The organism is Microcystis sp. M53603_WE2 (genome assembly GCF_030065435.1).
Genome location: NZ_JASJFF010001246.1, coordinates 1 through 4,673, shown reverse-complemented (window position 1 = coordinate 4,673; position 4,673 = coordinate 1). Strand labels below are relative to the sequence as shown.

The following is a 4,673-nucleotide window of genomic DNA, read 5'->3' as shown; positions in this document are numbered from 1 at the left end:
TGAGAATCGGGACCATCGGTTTGGGAAGATCACAAGTAAGCGGACGTAATCTTGTCCCCGAACCACCTGCCATTAGTACCGCTCGCATAACTTCCTCCCAAGGCTATCTTTTCGCCGTTTTTAAATAGTTTTTGCAAATTATGGCTTTAGTTTTCCTATCTCGATCGAGCTAGTTCCTAACCGGCATTCTAACACTGTCTCCCGGATTCAGAACAATATTTTCTTTTCCCAGGCCAGCAAAACCAAAGCTTAAAATAGGAGATGTGAACTGTCTAAATCTAAGGATGAGATGGCATGAGACTCGTTATTTTTATCTTAATAATTTTTTATGGTGTCGGTGGTTGGAAATTCTGGAATGGGTACAGAAGCACTAACTTTAGTTCCAGTTTACCCAATCGTTTAGCTCTAACACTGTTCTGGCCGCTTCTGTTGGCTGTTAATCCCGCCTATCGCAAGAATTTTAAAAAAGCCCTCAAGGGCAAATAAAATTAACATACTGCCAAGGTCACGGCCATAAAACAGAAAGTAGGTGGGTATCGATGGCAATCAACAGTTTAGCCATGGATGGCTTATCATGGTTAGGGAAAAAAGGGGTCGTAGCTCAGTTGGATAGAGCGAGTGCCTCCTAAGCACTAGGCCGCCGGTTCGATCCCGGCCGATCCCGCCTTTTTCAGTGATCGGTAAACAGTAAACAGTGAAAAGATGCTGGGAAACTGCTATTTATAGCGCTTTTCACGTTACTGAGGTATCGACAAGTTTTGCCAACAAAGGGCTTAAGCCCCTTGCCCATGCCTCATTCTGATAAAAACTGCTATAGCATCAACCCCATTATCGAAATATTTACGGGCTTAATTAAGCCCGTAGGCACGGCTACGGGCAACTTCTAGAGGTTAGGCTTGATCGCTTCTGTTCTTGTTAATCTGTCGGATGATTTCAATCATTTGAGCGTGTCGATCATCCATTCTCTCTAGATGCCGGTAAAAATCGGCTTGAGTCTCATAAAAATCTGATTGTGCGCTTGCTATTCGAGCTAGGTAATCGTAAAGCCCTTTTTTCTCCTGTTTCCGTTCCTCGCGGTCACTAGCGACGGCATCAGCTAGGGCTTGAATAGCGCGAGCGTTCGATTCCACTATTCTCTCGATCCGCTCTAATCTGTCTTCTGACATTTTGGTAAACTCCTAATAGACTAATTCTTGTCCCCCACCGATGCCCGTCGGATGGGGGAATAACTTTAATTATGGGCTTTTCGATGCCAACGCTGATCCGATTTCCTAAATTCCCACTGTAATGCGATCTCATCAGGAGTCTTAATCTTTCCTGACTATTACCAAGTCAGGGAGACAAAATCAAGGGTTTTCCCGTTACAGGAAAACCCACATATAGCACTTTTCACGTTACTGAGGTATCGACAAGTTTTGCCAACAAAGGGCTTAAGCCCCTTGCCCATACCTCATTCTGATGAAAACTGCTATAATACTGCTCACTTAAAACTCAAAACTTAAAACTGATCACTGATAACTGATAACTGATAACTGATAACTGATCACTGATATTTATCTTCTCATTCTGCCCTTAATTTGATACCAAAGCCTTCTTAAACGTAGATCGAGAGAAAAACCCCGACGGGTGGGAATAACAATCGTGCCACCGATGCGATCGTGGAAAGCTCGGTTCAATTGTTCATCGCCGATCGCCATACCACAATCGGCGAAAAGGGGCGAAGATAGTAAAATCAAACTTAAAGGATTGCCAAAAAAAGTATTTAACCCTAGCATCATTAAAGCTGCCCCCCCACCAGCGATCGCCTCTCTTTTGCTTAACTCCAAAATTCCGGGTAAACGCTGAAGTCGTAGATCGATGATCTTCATATCCAAGGCCCAACGGCCTAAACTCTGACCCTGATTCTGCGCTACCAATAACACCCGCAAACACCACCAGATCAGGAGAAAAAGGAAGAATTGCAGTACAGGTGTACCGTTCGCAAAGGAGCTTAAAAACCAGATCGAGGCAAAGTCGATCAGGAAAGCATAGGCGCGACGATCTAAGGGAATTTTCGGAAATTTTTGCGGTAGATTATCTTCAGGCGGGATGGGGTAAACCATAAAAGACCTCTTGTAAAAATCAAAAATTGTTGTGAGGGTTAGGAGTCAGTAGCCAGTAGTCAGTAGTCAGGAGAATTAAGAATGAATAATAATTAGTTAAATAGTCTATTTACAGACTTTATGCCATTTAGTCCTTATTTTTGCAGTTTTTGAACCCTGAAAAATTAATTATGCAAGAGATTTAAAGTAAATTCTCGGAAAAATCCTGCGGTTTATCTTCCACTTTAATCGGGAAATTGGCAATTCTAGGATATTTGTCTCTTGTCTTTTTTCTCCCCCCGTCTCGGAGTCTTCTGTCTGGGGGTCTCCTCACCTAAGGTCAGATTTTTGATTTTTGCAGGAGATATAATTATTAATCGACTCGGAGATCTAAGCTACCATTGAGCAAAGGTAGCCCAGAATACAGGGATAATCATGGAGCAAGATTCATTAACAACGGAGGTTATTCTGACCCATCCGCGGCAAAGTTTGGGAGAGATACAGTTGGATTGGATGCCACAACCGGGTAATTATTTGGCCTTAAAAGGACAAACCTATGCGGTTTTGGAACGTCACCACCAGTATCAATACAAGATTGGTGGCTATTGTTTACGCAAAATATCCCTTTATGTACAAACTGCTCCCACCCCTAACGAAAAAAGTTTGATTGAAGGACGTTGGGTGATGGGGGATGCTAGTTGTCGTTTTAACGCCAGATCCGAACTGTTGCGCTGTGCGATTAACCCCCCAGGTCCCTGTCAAGATTGTCGTTTTTACGAAACTATTAACCCTTAAAAGAGCCTTTTTTCGGCAACAATCTGGCTATTTTCCCCTAGCTAACCGCTATATTGATCAATCGCCTATGAATCATCCTTACTCTTGGATTGAGGATAGCTTAAAAACCCTCCATCGGGCCGATTGGTATCGAAGGGTTAAAACCATTCAAGGCCGGGGCGGAGCCGTTATAGAATTAGAGGGTCGATCGCTGATTAATTTTGCCAGTAATGATTATCTGGGATTAGCAGCCGATGAAAGAATGATTGCGGCAGCCATAGCAGCGACACAACGCTATGGAACTGGAAGCACCGGCTCGCGTCTATTAAGTGGACACCGAGATCTTCATCGAGACTTAGAATTAGCGATCGCATCTTTTAAAAATAGCGAAGACGCGATCGTTTTTAGTTCGGGATATTTAGCCAATTTGGGGACAATTACCTGTTTAGTGGGGCAGAAAGACCTGATTTTAGGCGATCAATACAATCACTCTAGCCTCAAAAATGGAGCCAAGTTAAGCGGTGCCACGGTGAAAGAATACCGGCACAATAGTCTCGAAGACTTAGAAAATCAGCTATTAGCCCACCGTCATCACTATCGTCATTGTTTACTGCTCACTGATACAGTGTTTAGTATGGATGGGGATATCTGTCCCCTAGCGGGAATTCTCGCTCTAGCCGAGATTTATAATTGCATGGTTTTGGTGGATGAGGCCCACGCTACCGGGGTTATGGGGGAAAATGGCACAGGTTGCGTGGAATATTGTGGTTGTCAGGGACGGGAATTAATTCAGATGGGAACCCTGAGTAAAGCTTTGGGCAGTTTAGGGGGGTATGTGACCGGAAACGCCAAAATTATCGATTTTATCCGCAATCGCGCCGCCACCTGGATCTATACTACCGGTTTATCCCCCGCCGACACCGCCGCCGCTAGAATGGCTTTAGAGATTATTCGTCTGGAGCCGGAACGTCGCCAACGCCTACACCAAAATATTAATTTTGTCAAGAGTAAATTAAATAATCTTAATATATTGCCTTCGGAAGCGGCGATTTTATGTTTACCGGTGGCCAATCCGGGTCAAGCCCTAGAATTATCGCAAAAACTGCTAGAAAAAGGGATTTTTGCCCCCGCAATTCGTCCTCCTACCGTTCCCACCAGTCGTCTGCGATTTACTGCCATGGCCACCCATAGCCTCGCCCATCTAGAGGTTCTTGTTCAGTCTATTGGCGAATCTTTCTCCACATAGAGAAAAAGTTTTTCGTGGGAAGTGGGGTATGGGAAACGACTTATGATGCGGCAGGTTTAGGGACTCTTGAAAGGATTGACAATTTTCAGCCCATCAATGTCTGAATACCCAAAGTCTTCTGTATAGAGAGTTTCGACGTTTGCTTCCAAACAAGCAGCAACCACCATCGAATCCCAATGAGACAAACTAAAACGGATCATCAAGTCCTCAGCACGATTAATCACAGCCCAAGTTGGCAAAGCTGTGTACCAAACCTGTTGCAAATCTCGAATGTACTGATAGGCTTGCGCTCTGTCATACCCAAATGGCTCAAGTTTGCGGCTTGCCGCTAAATATTCGCAGGCAACCTGCCAAATTAAAACTCCCTCTGTCAGATTAGCTACTAGAGAAGCTGCGATTGCCTGCTTACTAGGATAACGCGAATCATTGACTTGACACTCCCCGCTCTAAAGAGACGGGGATTCTTGGTTCACAGAGATTACTTGCTTAGACAGAATTGCTTCTGAAAAAGTAGAGGTATTCTCTCCCCAAGCGTTTATTGGATCGAGCCCAAAGGTTCCGGTATGCCCTAC

7 protein-coding genes, 1 tRNA gene and 1 pseudogene are annotated in these 4,673 nt (G+C 44.3%); 4 read left to right on the top strand and 5 right to left on the bottom strand.

The window, feature by feature from the left end:
* Nucleotides 1–88: sugar phosphate nucleotidyltransferase (locus PX481_RS29915; RefSeq protein ID WP_502888637.1), on the bottom strand; the 88-nt coding region annotated here is incomplete at its 3' end.
* Nucleotides 89–294: 206 nt separating this feature from the next.
* On the opposite strand from PX481_RS29915, the gene PX481_RS26115 reads away from it, so the two are divergent.
* Both PX481_RS26115 and PX481_RS26110 read left to right on the top strand, forming a co-directional pair.
* The gene (locus PX481_RS26115) at nt 295–486 is read left to right on the top strand and encodes a hypothetical protein (RefSeq protein ID WP_043996070.1); all 192 of its coding nucleotides are present in this window, start codon (nt 295–297) and stop codon (nt 484–486) included.
* A gap of 104 nt (nt 487–590) precedes the next feature.
* Nucleotides 591–664: transfer RNA gene (locus PX481_RS26110), tRNA-Arg, on the top strand.
* A gap of 226 nt (nt 665–890) precedes the next feature.
* Here PX481_RS26110 and PX481_RS26105 read toward each other — a convergent pair.
* Together PX481_RS26105 and PX481_RS26100 are read right to left on the bottom strand one after the other, a co-directional pair.
* Complete coding sequence (locus tag PX481_RS26105; protein ID WP_002763421.1) at nt 891–1,166, bottom strand: hypothetical protein; 276 nt, start codon at nt 1,164–1,166, stop codon at nt 891–893.
* A gap of 387 nt (nt 1,167–1,553) precedes the next feature.
* Nucleotides 1,554–2,102 carry an RDD family protein gene (locus PX481_RS26100; RefSeq protein WP_002763424.1) on the bottom strand — a complete coding sequence of 183 codons (549 nt, stop codon included), beginning with the start codon at nt 2,100–2,102 and terminating at the stop codon, nt 1,554–1,556.
* A 414-nt stretch (nt 2,103–2,516) separates the two neighbouring features.
* On the opposite strand from PX481_RS26100, the gene PX481_RS26095 reads away from it, so the two are divergent.
* Together PX481_RS26095 and bioF are read left to right on the top strand one after the other, a co-directional pair.
* Complete coding sequence (locus tag PX481_RS26095; RefSeq protein ID WP_002763426.1) at nt 2,517–2,876, top strand: DUF6464 family protein; 360 nt, start codon at nt 2,517–2,519, stop codon at nt 2,874–2,876.
* Nucleotides 2,877–2,943: 67 nt separating this feature from the next.
* Nucleotides 2,944–4,101: an 8-amino-7-oxononanoate synthase gene (bioF, locus tag PX481_RS26090; protein ID WP_288096860.1), complete on the top strand. Its 1,158-nt coding sequence runs from the start codon at nt 2,944–2,946 to the stop codon at nt 4,099–4,101.
* A 56-nt stretch (nt 4,102–4,157) separates the two neighbouring features.
* On the opposite strand, the gene PX481_RS26085 is transcribed toward bioF, so the two are convergent.
* Both PX481_RS26085 and PX481_RS26080 read right to left on the bottom strand, forming a co-directional pair.
* Nucleotides 4,158–4,340 carry a PIN domain-containing protein gene (locus PX481_RS26085; protein WP_288059492.1) on the bottom strand — a complete coding sequence of 61 codons (183 nt, stop codon included), beginning with the start codon at nt 4,338–4,340 and terminating at the stop codon, nt 4,158–4,160.
* A gap of 207 nt (nt 4,341–4,547) precedes the next feature.
* Nucleotides 4,548–4,673 (bottom strand): annotated as a pseudogene (locus PX481_RS26080) (RNA-guided endonuclease TnpB family protein); the annotation flags it as partial.